This is a genomic window from Microbacterium sp. 67-17, assembly GCF_001898325.1.
GTDB classification, from domain to species: Bacteria; Actinomycetota; Actinomycetes; order Actinomycetales; family Microbacteriaceae; genus Microbacterium; species Microbacterium schleiferi.
Window position 1 is genome coordinate 224,763 of the sequence record NZ_MKTR01000014.1, and the last position, 14,147, is coordinate 238,909.

15 protein-coding genes are annotated in these 14,147 nt (G+C 69.1%); 10 read left to right on the forward strand and 5 right to left on the reverse strand.

Features of this window, described 5'->3' with window-relative positions:
* Positions 1–19: 19 nt before the first annotated feature.
* From BGO47_RS06830 to BGO47_RS06860, 7 genes are all read left to right on the forward strand, one after another.
* On the forward strand, positions 20–406 hold the full coding sequence (locus BGO47_RS06830) for a holo-ACP synthase (RefSeq protein ID WP_292709835.1): 387 nt from the start codon (positions 20–22) through the stop codon (positions 404–406).
* On the forward strand, positions 403–1,542 hold the full coding sequence (gene alr / locus BGO47_RS06835) for an alanine racemase (protein WP_292709837.1): 1,140 nt from the start codon (positions 403–405) through the stop codon (positions 1,540–1,542). Before BGO47_RS06830 ends, alr begins: the two co-directional genes overlap by 4 nt.
* Complete coding sequence (gene tsaE, locus BGO47_RS06840) at positions 1,539–2,045, forward strand: tRNA (adenosine(37)-N6)-threonylcarbamoyltransferase complex ATPase subunit type 1 TsaE (protein WP_292709839.1); 507 nt, start codon at positions 1,539–1,541, stop codon at positions 2,043–2,045. Before alr ends, tsaE begins: the two co-directional genes overlap by 4 nt.
* 162 nt (positions 2,046–2,207) lie before the next feature.
* Positions 2,208–2,897 (forward strand): tRNA (adenosine(37)-N6)-threonylcarbamoyltransferase complex dimerization subunit type 1 TsaB, encoded by a 690-nt coding sequence (gene tsaB / locus BGO47_RS06845; protein ID WP_292709841.1) that lies wholly within the window; start codon positions 2,208–2,210, stop codon positions 2,895–2,897.
* On the forward strand, positions 2,894–3,412 hold the full coding sequence (gene rimI, locus BGO47_RS06850) for a ribosomal protein S18-alanine N-acetyltransferase (RefSeq protein WP_292709844.1): 519 nt from the start codon (positions 2,894–2,896) through the stop codon (positions 3,410–3,412). Before tsaB ends, rimI begins: the two co-directional genes overlap by 4 nt.
* On the forward strand, positions 3,409–4,509 hold the full coding sequence (gene tsaD, locus BGO47_RS06855; protein ID WP_292709846.1) for a tRNA (adenosine(37)-N6)-threonylcarbamoyltransferase complex transferase subunit TsaD: 1,101 nt from the start codon (positions 3,409–3,411) through the stop codon (positions 4,507–4,509). The genes rimI and tsaD overlap by 4 nt, the downstream gene beginning before the upstream one ends.
* Positions 4,506–4,874: a hypothetical protein gene (locus BGO47_RS06860; protein ID WP_292709848.1), complete on the forward strand. Its 369-nt coding sequence runs from the start codon at positions 4,506–4,508 to the stop codon at positions 4,872–4,874. Before tsaD ends, BGO47_RS06860 begins: the two co-directional genes overlap by 4 nt.
* 207 nt (positions 4,875–5,081) lie before the next feature.
* Here BGO47_RS06860 and BGO47_RS06865 read toward each other — a convergent pair whose 3' ends face one another.
* Together BGO47_RS06865 and BGO47_RS06870 are read right to left on the reverse strand one after the other, a co-directional pair.
* Complete coding sequence (locus tag BGO47_RS06865) at positions 5,082–6,275, reverse strand: class I SAM-dependent methyltransferase (RefSeq protein ID WP_292709850.1); 1,194 nt, start codon at positions 6,273–6,275, stop codon at positions 5,082–5,084.
* 128 nt (positions 6,276–6,403) lie between these two features.
* Positions 6,404–7,753 (reverse strand): PHB depolymerase family esterase, encoded by a 1,350-nt coding sequence (locus tag BGO47_RS06870; protein WP_292709852.1) that lies wholly within the window; start codon positions 7,751–7,753, stop codon positions 6,404–6,406.
* 351 nt (positions 7,754–8,104) lie between these two features.
* Here BGO47_RS06870 and groES point away from each other — a divergent pair, with 351 nt between their 5' ends.
* Positions 8,105–8,401, forward strand: coding sequence for a co-chaperone GroES (groES, locus tag BGO47_RS06875; RefSeq protein WP_228177199.1), 297 nt, complete (start codon positions 8,105–8,107; stop codon positions 8,399–8,401).
* 255 nt (positions 8,402–8,656) lie between these two features.
* Positions 8,657–9,622, forward strand: a complete 966-nt coding sequence (rarD, locus tag BGO47_RS06880; RefSeq protein ID WP_292709950.1) for an EamA family transporter RarD — start codon at positions 8,657–8,659, stop codon at positions 9,620–9,622.
* 29 nt (positions 9,623–9,651) lie between these two features.
* On the opposite strand, the gene BGO47_RS06885 is transcribed toward rarD, so the two are convergent.
* The 3 genes from BGO47_RS06885 to BGO47_RS06895 are packed head-to-tail and all read right to left on the reverse strand — an operon-like array spanning position 9,652 to position 12,523.
* Positions 9,652–10,008, reverse strand: coding sequence for a metal-sensitive transcriptional regulator (locus BGO47_RS06885; RefSeq protein ID WP_292709855.1), 357 nt, complete (start codon positions 10,006–10,008; stop codon positions 9,652–9,654).
* A complete protein-coding gene (locus BGO47_RS06890) occupies positions 10,005–12,317 on the reverse strand; it encodes a heavy metal translocating P-type ATPase (protein ID WP_292709857.1) in 2,313 nt (770 codons plus the stop codon). The genes BGO47_RS06885 and BGO47_RS06890 overlap by 4 nt, the downstream gene beginning before the upstream one ends.
* On the reverse strand, positions 12,317–12,523 hold the full coding sequence (locus BGO47_RS06895; protein WP_292709858.1) for a heavy metal-associated domain-containing protein: 207 nt from the start codon (positions 12,521–12,523) through the stop codon (positions 12,317–12,319). The genes BGO47_RS06890 and BGO47_RS06895 overlap by 1 nt, the downstream gene beginning before the upstream one ends.
* A gap of 244 nt (positions 12,524–12,767) precedes the next feature.
* Here BGO47_RS06895 and BGO47_RS06900 point away from each other — a divergent pair, with 244 nt between their 5' ends.
* Entirely contained in the window at positions 12,768–14,036 is a 1,269-nt protein-coding gene (locus BGO47_RS06900) for an ABC transporter substrate-binding protein (RefSeq protein WP_292709860.1), read from the forward strand.
* Positions 14,037–14,147: the final 111 nt, after the last annotated feature.

Below are 14,147 nucleotides of genomic sequence, written 5' to 3' on the forward strand. Positions count from 1 at the left end.
CGCCGGCTGAGGAGAGTCCATGATCGTCGGGATCGGCGTCGACCTTGTCGACATCGAACGCTTCGAACGGACGATAGCGCGCACCCCGAAGCTGCTCGTTCGACTGTTTTCACCAGCCGAACGGATGCTGAAACCGCGGTCTCTGGCCGCGCGCTACGCGGCGAAGGAAGCGCTCATCAAAGCGCTCGGCGGGTCGGACGGTGTGCACTGGACCGAGATCGAGGTGACTCCCGAGGCATCCGGTCGACCGTGGTTCACCCTCACGGGTTCGACCGCCGACGTCGTCGCCGCCCGGTCGATCACGACCCTGCACCTGTCGATGTCCCACGACGCGCACCTGGCCACCGCCTACGTCGTCGCGGAGTCTGCCCAGGGACGCGGCATTGCCGAGGAGGGAGCGGCATGAGCGTCATGCCCGGGTCGAGGTTGCCCGAGGGGATGCTGCGCGAGGCATCCGTCGACGTCGCTGCGATCGCGGCGAATGTGCAGCACCTGCGACGGATGACCAACTCCGAGGTCATCGCTGTCGTGAAGGCCGACGGGTATGGCCACGGTGCGACCCGGTCAGCCGTCGCGGCTCTGGCGGGCGGTGCGACCCGGATCGGTGTCTCGGACATCACCGAGGCACTTGCTCTGCGCCGTGCGGGGATAACCGCCCCGATCCTCGCGTGGCTGCACGCGCCGGGTACGTCGTTCCGCGACGCAGCGCACGCCGGGATCGAACTGGGCATTTCGAGCTTCGACCAGTTGCAGCAGGCCGCCGGCGCGGCATCCGTCGACCGGCCCGTCGGCGTGCATCTGAAACTCGAGACCGGACTCGGTCGCAACGGCATCGCACCGGCTGATTACGGGGTCGTCTTCGCCGAAGCCGCGCGGCTCGAGCGCATCGGCAAGCTGTGGGTGATCGGACTGTTCAGCCACCTCTCGAACACGAGCGACGACGATGACCGGGCGGCGCTGCGGGTGTTCCTGGATGCCGCGGGCTCGGCGGCCGCGGTCGGTCTCGCGCCCCCGCTTCGCCACCTCGCCGCCACCCACGCCGCCATCGCTCTGCCCGAAACACGGCTCGGGTGCGTGCGGCTGGGCATCGGGATCTACGGCCTCTCGCCGTTCGCCGACCGCACGTCGGCAGACCTGGGCCTGCGGCCCGCCATGACGCTGCGGGCGGCGGTCGCCGCGGTGCGCCGCGTGGATGCCGGACACGGCGTCTCATACGGGTACCAGCACCGCACTGAACGCGAGAGCACCCTCGCGCTCATCCCGATCGGGTACGCCGATGGGGTCCCGCGAAACGCGTCCGGGCGCGGGCCGGTCTGGATCGGCGGCAAGCCCTTCGCGGTGGCCGGCCGCATCGCCATGGACCAGTTCGTCGTCGACGTCGGCGACCACCCGGTCGCGGTGGGTGACGAGGCTGTGCTGTTCGGCGACCCCACCCTCGGTGTTCCGTCCGCCGACGACTGGGCCCGCGCCGCCGACACGATCAACTACGAGATCGTCACTCGGATCGGTCCGCGCGTGCCCCGGCGGCAGGTGTCATCGTGAGCGGCCTCGATTCCCTGATCGGCGAGCGCGAGATCACGAGCCCCGCCGACATGCACGCCCTCGGGGTGCAGATGGGGCGGATGCTGCGTCCGGGCGACCTCGTTGTGCTCACCGGCGTCCTGGGTGCAGGCAAGACGACCCTCACGCGCGGGATCGGCGAGGGACTCGGCGTGCGCGGCCCGATCCAGAGCCCGACCTTCGTGCTTGCCCGCACGCATCCCTCTCTCGTCGGCGGCGCGCCGCTGGTGCACGTGGATGCCTACCGCCTGGGCTCCGCCGCCGAACTCGACGATCTCGACATCGACTACGACGGATCGGTTGTGGTCGTCGAGTGGGGGCGCGGAATGGTCTCGGGCCTGCGCGATCACTGGTGGGATGTCGAGATGCAGCGCGAGTGGCACGGCACCGGCGTCGACACCGCCTGTGGCACGTACTCCCGTGCCACGGAAGATCTCGCCGCCGATGCGCCGCGCCTGGTCAGCATCCGTCGCGAACCATCCTGATCCGCGACGCTCCCGAGGGAGCCGGGCTCGCACCCGGTCGACCCGGACCGATTGCAGGATGAACCGGGTGCCACGAGGACAAAGCACGCGGGCTCCGGCGGTTGAGCCTGTACACGGCACACGTCAGGCGTTCGCGGGTTCGGGCCCGGATACCCTGGAGGGGTGATTCTCGGCATCGATACCTCGGTCGGCACCGCAGTCGCGGTCGTCGAGGCCGATGGCGTGGTGCTCGCCGAAGCCTCGAGCGCGAACCCCCTCGGACACGCCGAGGTCATCGGCGACCTGCTGCGGGCTGCCCTGGGCGCGGCGCGCGCTGACGCCCCCGTCGGGCACGCCGGCGCCGGCACCCCGGGCGCGCCGGCGCAGATCACCGCGGTAGCTGCGGGAATGGGTCCCGGGCCCTTCACCGGATTGCGCGTCGGCATCGCCGCAGCCCGCACTTTCGCGCTCGGGCGCGGCGTCCCCGTGGTCCCGGTGGTCAGCCACGACGCTGCGGCCCTCGGCATCCTGCTCGATCAGGCCCTTCTCGGCGAGACGGAAGCCGGCCGCTTCGCGATCGTCACCGACGCCCGTCGCCGCGAATTCGCCTACACGGTCTACGAGGGGATGGATGACGACGGCCTGCCGATCCGGGTCACCGAACCAGCCCTCACCCCCCGCGACGCGATCGATACCGTGCTCGCCGGGTTCGGCGCCGAGCGGCGCGACACGACGGCAGTTTCGGCGGCGATGGTCGCGCTGGTGGCCGCGCGGGCGCTGGCAGCGGGGCGTGAGGTCGGCCCCCGTGATGCGCTGTACCTGCGCTCGCCGGATGTCACCCTCCCCGCCGGGCCGAAGAAGGTGGGCGTATGAGCATCCGCCTCGCTTCTGCCGACGACCTCGCCGCGATCATGGCGATCGAGCGGACCTCGTTTCCGACAGACGCCTGGTCAGAGGCGATGATGGCCGGCGAACTCGCGTCGCCGCACGGTTCGTACCTCGTGGTCGAAGAGGCGGGTCGCATCATCGGCTACGGCGGCGTCCGCGCGGTGAGCGGGGCAGCGGATGCCGACATCCAGACCATCGCCCTCGATGCTGGCGTGCGCGGCGCGGGACGTGGACGGATGCTGCTCGCCGCGCTTCTCGAACGCGCCCGCGGGGCCGGCGCGCGGACCGTATTCCTCGAGGTGCGCGCCGACAACCCGGTGGCCCAGGGCCTGTATCGGCGCGAGGGCTTCATCGAGACCGGACGCCGGCCGCGGTATTACCAGCCCGACGACGTGGACGCGATCATCATGCAGCTCGATCTGGTGGGTTGGGATGCCGCCCGGCAGGAGGCCAGCGGTACCGAGCCCGCAGCCGCGGCATCCGGGGGAGTGTGCACGTGAGCGCCGCCGAACCGCTCGTCCTCGGGATCGAGACCAGTTGCGACGAGACCGGCATCGGCATCGTGCGCGGCCGCACCCTGCTCTCGAACACGATCGCCTCGAGTATGGACGAACACGCCCGGTACGGCGGGGTCGTCCCCGAGGTCGCCGCGCGAGCCCACCTCGAAGCCCTGCAGCCGACGATCGAGACGGCGCTTGCCGAAGCCCAGGTCTCCCTCGCCGAGATCGACGCGGTCGCGGTGACGTCCGGACCGGGGCTCGCGGGGGCGCTCATGGTCGGCGTCGGCGCCGCGAAAGCGCTCGCCGTCGCGCTCGACAAACCCCTCTACGCCGTCAACCACCTCGTGGGCCACATCGCCGCCGACCTTCTCGACGCCGAGGCGGAGCCCCTGGAGTACCCGACGATCGCGCTGCTGGTCTCGGGTGGGCATACGTCGCTCCTGCTCGTGCGCGATCTCACGAGCGATGTCGAACTGCTCGGCGAGACCGTGGATGACGCCGCCGGCGAGGCCTTCGACAAGATCGCGCGTATCCTCGGCCTGCCCTACCCGGGAGGGCCCGAGATCGATCGGGCAGCGGCATCCGGATCTGACGGCCTCGGCGGCACGAGGGCCGGCGACCCGAATGCGATTCGCTTCCCGCGGGGGCTTTCGCGCGCGAGCGACCTCGCCGAGCACCGGTACGACTTCTCGTTCTCGGGCCTGAAGACCGCCGTCGCACGCTGGGTCGAGCAGCAGGATGCCGCGGGCCAGCCGGTCTCGACAGCGGATGTCGCGGCATCCTTCCGCGAAGCCGTCGTCGACGTGCTCGTGACCAAGGCGCTCGCCGCCTGCGCTGACTACGGCGTGCCGCGGCTGCTGCTGGGCGGCGGGGTCATCGCGAACCGGCGGCTGCGCGAGGTCGCCCTCGAGCGCGCGGAAGCGGCAGGGGTGACCGTGCGGATTCCGCCGCTGTCGCTGTGCACCGATAACGGGGCGATGATCGCGGCGCTTGCCTCGGAACTGATCATGGCCGGGCGTACCCCGTCGACGATGGCCTTCGGTGCCGACTCGACGCTGCCGATCACCGACATCCAGGTCGCGGGGGAGGTGGGATGACTGATCGTTCTCGAGGGTTCTCACGGTTCCCGACGGCGCCGGTCGAGGTGCCGACGACCCTCAGTGGCCCCGACTTGTCGTCGGATCGTCCCGGATGGGAGCCGGATGCTGGACCGGTTGAAGCAACGAGCTTCGACCGCGGGTTCGCCGGTTGGGCCCTCGGGTTCGCGATCGTGGGTCTTGCCGTCTCGCTGTTCGTGGGATGGGGCTTTGTCATCGGGATCGTCGCGATCGTGGCGGGCATCATGGCGCTGCGGCATCCGCGCGACAGCAGGCGCGTCGCGGTGTGGGCGATCGTGCTCGCCGGCGTATCCATCCTCTACAGCGCCGGCTGGCTCCTCTACGCCTGGACCGTGCTCACCTGACCTGACCGCACGTCGTGGGCTGCGGTCCGGCGTGCGCCGACTCTTCGGTCGCGCCGTGTTGCGGGTTCGGGGATGTCGCACCCGCAGATTGGCGCGACTGATGGGTGGGGGTGGTTCTTCGGTCGCGCCGTGTTGCGGGTCGGGTGGGCTGGAGGCCGCAGGATGGCGCGACTGAACGAAGGGGGTCGCTCGCCGAGAGCCTTGGCGTCAGGCCGCGGGCGGAACCCGGTCGGCGAGGATCGCGACGCGGGAGCCCGCGATGCGGGTCATGATGAGGGTCGCCGACTCCTCGCCCTTCAGCTTCAAACTCTGACGGAGTGCGGCGGGGTCGACATCCACTCCGCGCTTCTTGATCTCAAGGATGCCGATACCGCGCTCCTTCAGCGCCCGCGCAAGCTTCTTCGTGTCGGCCGGCAGCACCTCGCGCACCCGGAAGCTTTGCACGAACGGACTCGTCACCGCCTCATCACCGGTGAGGTACGCGATCTTCTCCGCCAGCATCCCCGCCCGCAGCGACCTCGCAACCTGTCCGATCAGGCGGGCACGGATGACTGCCCCATCGGGTTCGTGGATGAACTCGCCGAGCGCGCGCACCGGTTCGTCCTCGCTGTCGGCGGGCGCCGTGAGCTCCGCGGCGTGCTGCCCCCGCAGGAGCAGCGCCGACCGTGTCACGCCCTCGCGCGCGAGCGCGCCCGACCACAGCACGAGCTCGATCGTCGATCCGTCGGCGCTGACCCACTGCGCCTCGTACCCGTCGGGGATGCGGTCGCGGTCGAGTCCCGGGCCGAGCTTGACGCCGCCCGGCATCCAGCCGGTGAGTTCGAACACCCACTCCAGCGACGGTGACCAGTCGTCGGTACGCGCGCGGCCCGTCTCGCCGGCCTCGCGCCGTGCCGGATCAAGCCAGACCGCCTCGACCCCGCTGAGGTCCTGGTTCTCGGCCAGGCCGTGGCGCACGGTGACGTCAGCGCCGAACGGCGCAAGATTCACGGTAGCGAGGGCCGCGGTCACCTCGTCGGCGTCGACGGCGTCGACACGGATGCCGAGACTTGCCAATGCCAGCGCATCTCCGCCGATCCCGCAGCCGAGATCTGCGACGCGCTCGATCCCCGCGCGGCGGAACCGCCCGGCATGGTGGGCGGCAACCGACAGACGCGTCGCCTGTTCGAGACCGGCGCGAGTGAAGAGCATCCGTGCCCCGAAGTCGCCGAACTTCGATCGCGCCCGCTCCCGAAGCCGCGCCTGGGTCACGACAGCCGACACCAGGTCGGGGGAGTGCCCGGCGCCGCGCAGCCGCGAGACGGTGCGCGCCACCTCGTCGCTGGAGGAGACGGGGCCGAGGCTGTTCAGCAGGTCGAGTCCTGCCGGCGTCAGCAGCGCCCGCACCTCGGCGATGTCCATCCATCCACCCTAGGCGCGGGCGCTGCTAACTCCTCAACGGCGCCGTCGGATCGAGCTCCGTCGGCCGATTGTCACCGCTGACCCCCGATTCTTGAGGAGTTGCCGACGCGGTCGACGCGGCATCCGTGTCAGGTGCAGCTGCTCACGAGATCCCACGAGGATGCCGAGACTCGCTGCAGACTCGCCACGGTGGCGTCGCCGAGGCCGAGGTAGTCCTGGGTTCCCACCGCGTAATAGGGGTTGTAGGGGTTCACCCCGTACGACGTCGCGCGGCCCGCAGCCTTGTGGGCGGCGTTGGTCGCGGTGATGCAGTCGCTCGGCGGGACCGTCGGCGTCGGTGTCGGCGTGGGAGTGACCGTCTGGGTCGGGGTCGGGGTCGGCGTTCCGGTCGGTGTCGGCGTGGGCGTCGGCTGACCCGACCGATCGACGCGGCGGTTGTTGTCGAAGAAGAACTCCGTCACGTATGCCGGGTAGTCGATGCTGTTCGCGCTGATGTACGAGCCGCCCGAGCCCGCGCCCGCCGGCCAGTTGTGGCCGAGTCCGGTGTTCTGTATGACCGAGACCCGGGGTCCTTCGGCGTCCGCGTACAGCGTGCCCGAGCCCGATGTGTTCGTTCCGGCCAGGCCCGAGAGGCTGAAGCTCGAGGTCTGGTCGGCATCGTAGATGTCGGCCATGATCTGACCGTTGAGCGTGTTGTATCCGGGCGCCACTGTCGAATCGTTGCTGCCGTAGACGACCGAGGTCAGCTGCGTGTCGAATGACCCGGATGCCGAGCCGGCGAAGCCCGTGCACGTCGATATCCCCTGGCTTTTCGAGACCGCGACCGACGAGATCTGACCCGAGGTGGTGCCCACCGTCGGCCCGGCGTTGATGCCCATCCCGGCGAAAACGTCAGGCGCGAGGCATCCCATGACCATCGTCTGCCCGCCGCCGGACGAGAGCCCCGACACATACACCTGGTCGGCGTCGATACCCAGGCTCGCGCGGGTGGTGAGCGTCGAGGCCAGCGAGAGCAGGTTGTCGTCGTGGCGCGACGGCGCGGTGCGCGAGTGATTCGCGTCGTAGTAGTCCCAGCAGCCGAGGATGACGCCGCCGTTCGGGGCATCCGGCAGCGCGACCACCATCCCGTACTCGTCGGCAGTCTGCGCCCAGTTGCCGGCGGACTGCAGATCGGATGCCTTCTGCACGCATCCGTGGAGCGAGATCATCAGCGCCCGGCCGGCGGGGAGAGCGGCAGCCGTCGTCGGCGTGTACAGCCGCACCGACATCCCGGCGATCGTCTCGGTTGTCCAGGCGCCAGTGCCGCCCGTGGATCCGCCGCCGGAGCCGCCCCCGCCGTTTGTGCATCCCGGCAGGGTCTCGAAGCCCGGGGGACAGGTGATTGCCTGGGCGGCGGGGGCTGCTGCGGCCAGGCCCGCCACCGCCAAGCCTGCCGCCAGGAGCGCGCCGACTGCGCGCTTTCGGACACGAGAGATCATGCGTCATCCCTTCGTCGGCGCCCCGGCCATCGCCCCGGGTGCCATCGCGCGGTCGTCCCGGTCGGAGCACGGGCATCCCTCGTCAGCGAGCGGATGCCGAGGTGCGTCATCGCACGCGACTCACGGTAACTGAAAGATGATTCATATACCAGGTTAAGTCGTCGCGCATGGCAGGACTCTCATCGTGCAGGCCGCCGTGATGACTAAGCGGGCACACGGATGTCGAACCCGGCGCATCCGGATTGGCACTCGCGTTGCGTGAGTGCCAGAGCTTCAATACACTTGCGTTAGCACTCTCGGTGTGAGGTTGCTAACGAGTCTTGGTATCTCAAGGAAAGCAGAGGTAGACCCGTGTCGGTTTCCATCAAGCCGCTCGAGGACCGCATCGTCATCAAGCAGGTCGAGGCCGAGCAGACCACCTCGAGTGGTCTGGTCATCCCCGACACCGCGAAGGAGAAGCCCCAGGAGGGCGAGGTCGTCGCGGTCGGACCCGGTCGTATCGATGACAACGGTAACCGCGTTCCGCTCGACGTCGCCGTCGGTGACCGCGTCATCTACAGCAAGTACGGCGGGACCGAAGTGAAGTTCGGCGCCGACGAGTACCTGGTGCTCTCGGCTCGCGACGTGCTGGCGGTCGTCGTCCGCTGAGTCGACAACTCTTCGACGGGGCTCGGATGCTGCGGCATCCGGGCCCCGTCTGTTGTCGTGTCCGGGGACGCACGCCTGCGGGGCATGGCAGGAATCCACCGGGAGTCGGCCGCCCGGCTCTCTGCCTGCACGACAGACGCGCGCCGCAGTGTCGCTGGCGCGCCCTAGGCTGAGTGGGTGACGCGCGAATCGGTTCCGGGGGATGGGACTTCCGTACCCGCAACCGGTGACATTCCGGCATCCGGCGCGGCCGAGATCGCCGGGTCGGATGCTGCGCAGCTCGCCCAGGAAGCGCCAGCAGAGGCCGCGCGCGAGCGGCTCGTCGGCGGTGTCTTCGCGTTCTCGGCCTACCTGCTCTGGGGCTTCCTTCCGCTCTACTTCATCCTGCTGGCCCCGATCACAGGCTGGGAGCTGGTGGGATGGCGGATCCTGCTCTCCCTCGTCTTCTGCATCTTCCTGCTCACCGTCATGCGCGCGTGGCGTCCGTTCCTCGCGATCGTGCGTCAGCCGCGCCTGCTCGGCTGGACGGCGCTGGCGGGAGCTGTCATCTATGTCAACTGGCAGGTGTTCATCCTCGCGACCCTCTCGGGTCACGTCATCGAGACGAGCCTTGGCTACTTCATCAACCCGATCGCCACGGTGTTGCTCGGTGTCATCGTGCTGCGCGAGCGGTTGCGTGTGACGCAGTGGGTCGCCATCGCGATCGCAGGCATCGCTGTGATCGTCACGATCGTCGGCTATAACTCGGTGCCGTGGGTAGCTCTCACGCTCGCGGCATCCTTCAGCGTCTATGGCCTGATCAAAAAGCGCATCGGGCCGTCGGTGGATGCCGTCAGCGGCCTCACCCTCGAGTCGGCGTGGCTCACGCCGGTCGCGATCGTGCTGCTGGTGGTCACGTCGCTGACGAGCGGTCTCGCCGCCGGCGCATACGGGGTCTGGCATGTCGTGCTGGTAAGCCTCGCGGGCGCCGCGACAGCCGTGCCGTTGCTGCTGTTCGCCGCCGGAGCGCGGCGCGTGCCGCTCACCGTGGTCGGACTGCTGCAGTTCATCGCCCCGATCATGCAGTTCATCACGGGGGCCTGGATCCTCGGAGAGCCGATGCCTCCGGAACGTTGGATCGGCTTCGGATTGGTCTGGGTCGCGTTGGCAGTGTTGACCGTCGACTCGATCGTGTTCGCGCGCCGAGCGCGCGGCGTCAGCGACGTCGCCGAATACAGCTGACTCGGCGGCCGCACGCCGAGGCCCGGGTGTCAGCGCACGAAGCGGGCGATGGCTGCCGAGGCTTCGCGGATCTTCTCCTCGGCCTGCTCGTCGCCCTGGCGCGCGGCATCCACCACGCAATGACGCAGGTGGTCTTCGAGAAGCCCGAGCGCGACCGACTCCAGCGCGGCAGTGGTCGCGCTGATCTGCGTCAGGATGTCGATGCAGTACTTCTCGTCCTCCACCATCGAACGGATGCCGCGGGCCTGCCCCTCGATGCGCTTCAGCCGGTTCAGATACCGCTGCTTGTCGCCGATGTAGCCGTGGTGCGCCGCCGGCCCGTGAGCACTGTGCTCGCCATCCGCCGCTCCGCCCTCGTGCGGGGTCGTCTCGAGAGTGTCGCTCATCGCGGGCTCCGTTCGTTCGTGCGTGTGCGTGACGGGGCGACTGCCGGGTCGATGCTCTGGAAGCGGCGCAGTCGCAGGCTGTTGCCGACGACGAAGACGCTGGATGCCGCCATTGCCGCCCCGGCGATCATGGGGTTCAGCAGCCCGAGGGCAGCCAGCGGAATCGCCGCGACGTTGTACGCGAACGCCCAGAAGAGGTTCCCACGGATTGTGCGCAGCGTCGCGCGCGACAGCCGGATGGCATCGACCGCACCGAGGAGGTCTCCGCGCACGAGCGTCAGATCGGATGCCTCGATGGCGGCGTCTGTACCCGTGCCCATCGCGATGCCAAGGTCTGCCTGCGCGAGCGCTGCGGCGTCGTTGACGCCATCGCCGACCATTGCCACGACCAGGCCGCTGGCCTGAAGAGCCTCGATCTGTGCTGACTTCTCGGCCGGCAGCACGCCCGCGATCACCTCGCGGATGCCGACCTCGTCGCCCACGCGCCGCGCCACGGCCTCATGGTCACCGGTCAGCAGGATCGGCTCGAGTCCGAGCGTGCGCAACCGGGTGACGGCCTCCCTGCTCGAGGGCTTCACCGAGTCTGCGACGGTCAGGATGCCGCGAGCCTCCCCATCCCACGCCACGACGACCGCCGTCATCCCTGTTGCTCCGGCACGCTCGATGGCGGCCGCGATCTCGGCATCCGGATGCACTGACCAGTCGGACATCAAGCCGAGCGATCCGACCGCGACGGCGTGGCCTTCGACCACCCCCGTCGCACCCCGCCCCGCCAGGGACGAGAACGAAGCGGCCTCGGGAAGCGGACCCCCTCCGGCAGCCGCGGCCGCCGCGATTGCCTGGGCGATGGGGTGCTCGGATGCCGACTCCACCGCTCCAGCAAGACGCAGCACCTCGGCGGCATCCCCGCCTCGCGCGGGCAGCACGTCGACGAGCGTCATCCGGCCCTCTGTGACGGTTCCTGTCTTGTCGAGCACGATGGTGTCGACGCGCCGGGTGGACTCCAGGATCTGCGGGCCCTTGATCAGGATGCCGAGTTGCGCGCCCCGGCCGCTCCCCACGAGGAGCGCGGTCGGTGTCGCGAGCCCCAGCGCGCACGGACAGGCGATGATCAGCACGGCGATCGCCGCGGTCAACGCCATCGCCGTGCCGCCGCCGAGCAGGAGCCAGGTCACGAGGGTCAGGGCGGCGATCACGATGACGATGGGCACGAACACCCCGGCGACGCGGTCGGCCAGTCGCTGCACCTCGGCCTTACCCGCCTGCGCCTGTTCGACCAGGCGCGCCATCTGCGCCAGCTGAGTCTGCTCGCCCACACGCGTGGCGCGCACGACGAGGCGACCACCGACGTTGACCGTCGCGCCGATGACCGCGTCACCCTCACCGATCTCGACGGGAACCGACTCGCCCGTGATCGTCGAGGTATCAACCGCTGATGTTCCCGACACGACGACCCCGTCGGTCGCGATGCGCTCGCCGGGGCGCACGACGAACTCGTCGCCGACCCGAAGCTGCGCGAGCGGAACCCGCACCTCGGTTCCACCGCGCAGCAGCGCGGCATCCTTCGCGCCGACCTCGAGCAGGGCGCGAACCGCCTGGCTTGCGCGCCGCTTTGCTCGCACCTCGAGGTAGCGGCCCAGCAGCAGGAATGTCGTGACCCCCGCGGCGACCACGAGGTAGATCGTGTTTCCGGCTTCGCCGGGCTGTGCGATCCACGTGAAGCCGTGGGTCATGCCCGGCATCCCGGCGCCCCCGAAGAACAGCGCGTACAGCGACCACAGGTAGGCGGCCGAGACTCCCATGGAGATGAGGGTGTCCATCGTGACGGCGCCGTGGCGCAGGTTGATCGCCGTCGCCCGGTGGAACGGCCACGCCGCCCACACGACGACGGGTGATGCCAGCGCGAGCGATGCCCACTGCCAGTACGTGAACTGCAGCGCGGGGATCATCGCGAGCAGGACCACCGGCACCGACAGCACCGCCGCACCGATCAGACGCTGACGCAGCGAGGCGAGCTCGGGATCGGCCGCAGTGTCATCCCTCTCGGAGGCCGGTGGTGCGGGCAGGGTCGCCGTGTATCCGGTGCGTTCGATCTCGGCGATGAGGGCTGCGGCATCGGCGCGCGCCTCGCCACCGTCGGCCGGGACGTCGTCGACGTGGACGACAGCCTTCTCGGTGGCGTAGTTGACGGATGCCGACACCCCCGGCATCCGGTTCAGTCGCTTCTCGATGCGCGCGGCGCACGAAGCGCATGTCATTCCACCGATCTGAAGCTCGATCGGTGCCGAGCCGCCCCCGCCGAGGGGCATCACAGTCGCGCGGCCTGGTACCCGGCCTCGTCGACCGCGCTCAGCACTGCACTGTCGTCGAGGGTGTCGGCGGTCACTGTCAGGAGTCCCGTCGCGGCGCTGACCTCAATAGCCGTGACTCCCGGGATCTGCGACACTTCGTCGCGCACGGCGTGCTCGCAGTGGCCGCAGGTCATTCCGGTGACGAGGTATTCGTGGTTTGTCATGGCGGGTTCCTCCCGTGCGCGTTCCGTGTTGAGGTATATACCCCCATGGGGTATATACCTCAACACTACGCCTATCCGTGCCCTTCCCGCTCCGCAGATCACGACGGATACCTGCGCCAGGTAACGATCTGATGGCGTTACACATCGTTAACGCACCGCAACACACGCGAGACCAGTCCGCGGATAGGTTATTGGCACTGTGCGGGCGCTTGACGGCCCGCATCCATTCACAGCAAGGAGCATCATGGGCGTCTTCACACGATCCCGCGCCGGCTCGATCCTCGGCGGTATCGCCGTGGTCGGTGTCAGCGCGGTCTTCCTGGCGGGTTGCGCCGGCGACTCCGGTGGCGGGAGCGGTACCACCGAGCCGAGCGAATCCCTCGACCTCAAGATCGGCACGGCGCTGCCTGTCACCGGTAACCTCGCCTTCCTCGGCCCGCCGGAGATCGCGGGTACCGAATACGCCGCATCCGAGGTCAATGCCGCGAACGCGGGCGTGACCATCGAGATGATCCAGGGCGACTCGGGTGACACCGACAACAAGGCCTACGAGACCGAGATCCCGCGTCTGCTCGGCGAGGGCGTCTCCGCCATCATCGGTGCAGCCTCGTCGGGCACGTCGCTGCAGTTCATCGACCAGGTCGTCGGCGCCGGTGTCATCCAGTTCTCGCCCGCCAACACGTCGGCGGCGTTCACGACCTACGACGACAACGGCCTCTACTTCCGCACGGCACCGTCTGACACCCTGCAGGGTGAGGTGCTCGGAAACCTGATCGCCGAGTCGGGCGCGCAGACCCTGGGCATGATCGTCCTCAACGACTCGTACGGCACCGGTCTTGCGAGCTTCGTCAAGGACGCGTTCGAGGCAGCTGGCGGCACCGTCGTTGCCGAGCCCACGTACAACACGGGTGACACGAACTTCTCGGCTCAGGTCTCGGAGGTCGTCGCGGCCAACCCCGACGCGATCGCTCTGATCACGTTCGAAGAGGTCAAGACGATCCTGCCCGAGCTGTTCGCCGCAGGCGTGCCCGCCGACAAGCTCTACTTCGTCGACGGCAACCTGTCGCAGTTCGGCAGCAACGGCATCGACGTGGGTGGTTCGCTCGAAGGAGCCAAGGGAACGCTTCCCGGCCTTTCGATCGACACGATCACCGACTTCACCGATTCGCTCAACACCTTCTGGGTCGATGAGGGCAACGAGGAGCTGACCGAGTTCAGCTACGCTGCCGAGTCGTACGACGCCGTCATCCTGCTCGCGCTGGCGTCGCTTGCCGCCGGCTCCACGGATGGCGCGGCGATCGCCGACAAGCTGGTGGAAGTCTCGGGTGGATCCGGTGACGGTGAGAAGTGCACCACGTTCGCCGCGTGCGCCGAGATCATCAACGGCGGCGGAGTTGCTGACTACGACGGTATCTCCGGTCCGATCACGTTCGACGACGTGGGCGACCCGACCGAGGCGTCGATCGGCATCTACCAGTACACGGCAGACAACGACTACGTCGCGTACGAGTAAGTCTCACGGCTAGCGAGCGGGGCTCCGACCTTCGGGTCGGGGCCCCGCTCTCGTGTGTCCAGCGGACGCTGTGACCGACGACGGATGTCGCGCCAGCCCGGGTCCGTGTGT

Excerpts from the sequence above, each read along its gene's own strand:
- BGO47_RS06860 (WP_292709848.1), top strand. The coding sequence starts at position 4,506 with ATGACTGATCGTTCTCGAGGGTTCTCACGGTTCCCGACGGCGCCGGTC.
- BGO47_RS06890 (WP_292709857.1), bottom strand. The coding sequence starts at position 12,317 with ATGCCCCTCGGCGGGGGCGGCTCGGCACCGATCGAGCTTCAGATCGGT.
- BGO47_RS06885 (WP_292709855.1), bottom strand. The coding sequence starts at position 10,008 with ATGAGCGACACTCTCGAGACGACCCCGCACGAGGGCGGAGCGGCGGAT.
- rimI (WP_292709844.1), top strand. The coding sequence starts at position 2,894 with ATGAGCATCCGCCTCGCTTCTGCCGACGACCTCGCCGCGATCATGGCG.
- BGO47_RS06830 (WP_292709835.1), top strand. The coding sequence starts at position 20 with ATGATCGTCGGGATCGGCGTCGACCTTGTCGACATCGAACGCTTCGAA.
- BGO47_RS06895 (WP_292709858.1), bottom strand. The coding sequence starts at position 12,523 with ATGACAAACCACGAATACCTCGTCACCGGAATGACCTGCGGCCACTGC.
- BGO47_RS06870 (WP_292709852.1), bottom strand. The coding sequence starts at position 7,753 with ATGATCTCTCGTGTCCGAAAGCGCGCAGTCGGCGCGCTCCTGGCGGCA.
- alr (WP_292709837.1), top strand. The coding sequence starts at position 403 with ATGAGCGTCATGCCCGGGTCGAGGTTGCCCGAGGGGATGCTGCGCGAG.
- BGO47_RS06900 (WP_292709860.1), top strand. The coding sequence starts at position 12,768 with ATGGGCGTCTTCACACGATCCCGCGCCGGCTCGATCCTCGGCGGTATC.
- BGO47_RS06865 (WP_292709850.1), bottom strand. The coding sequence starts at position 6,275 with ATGGACATCGCCGAGGTGCGGGCGCTGCTGACGCCGGCAGGACTCGAC.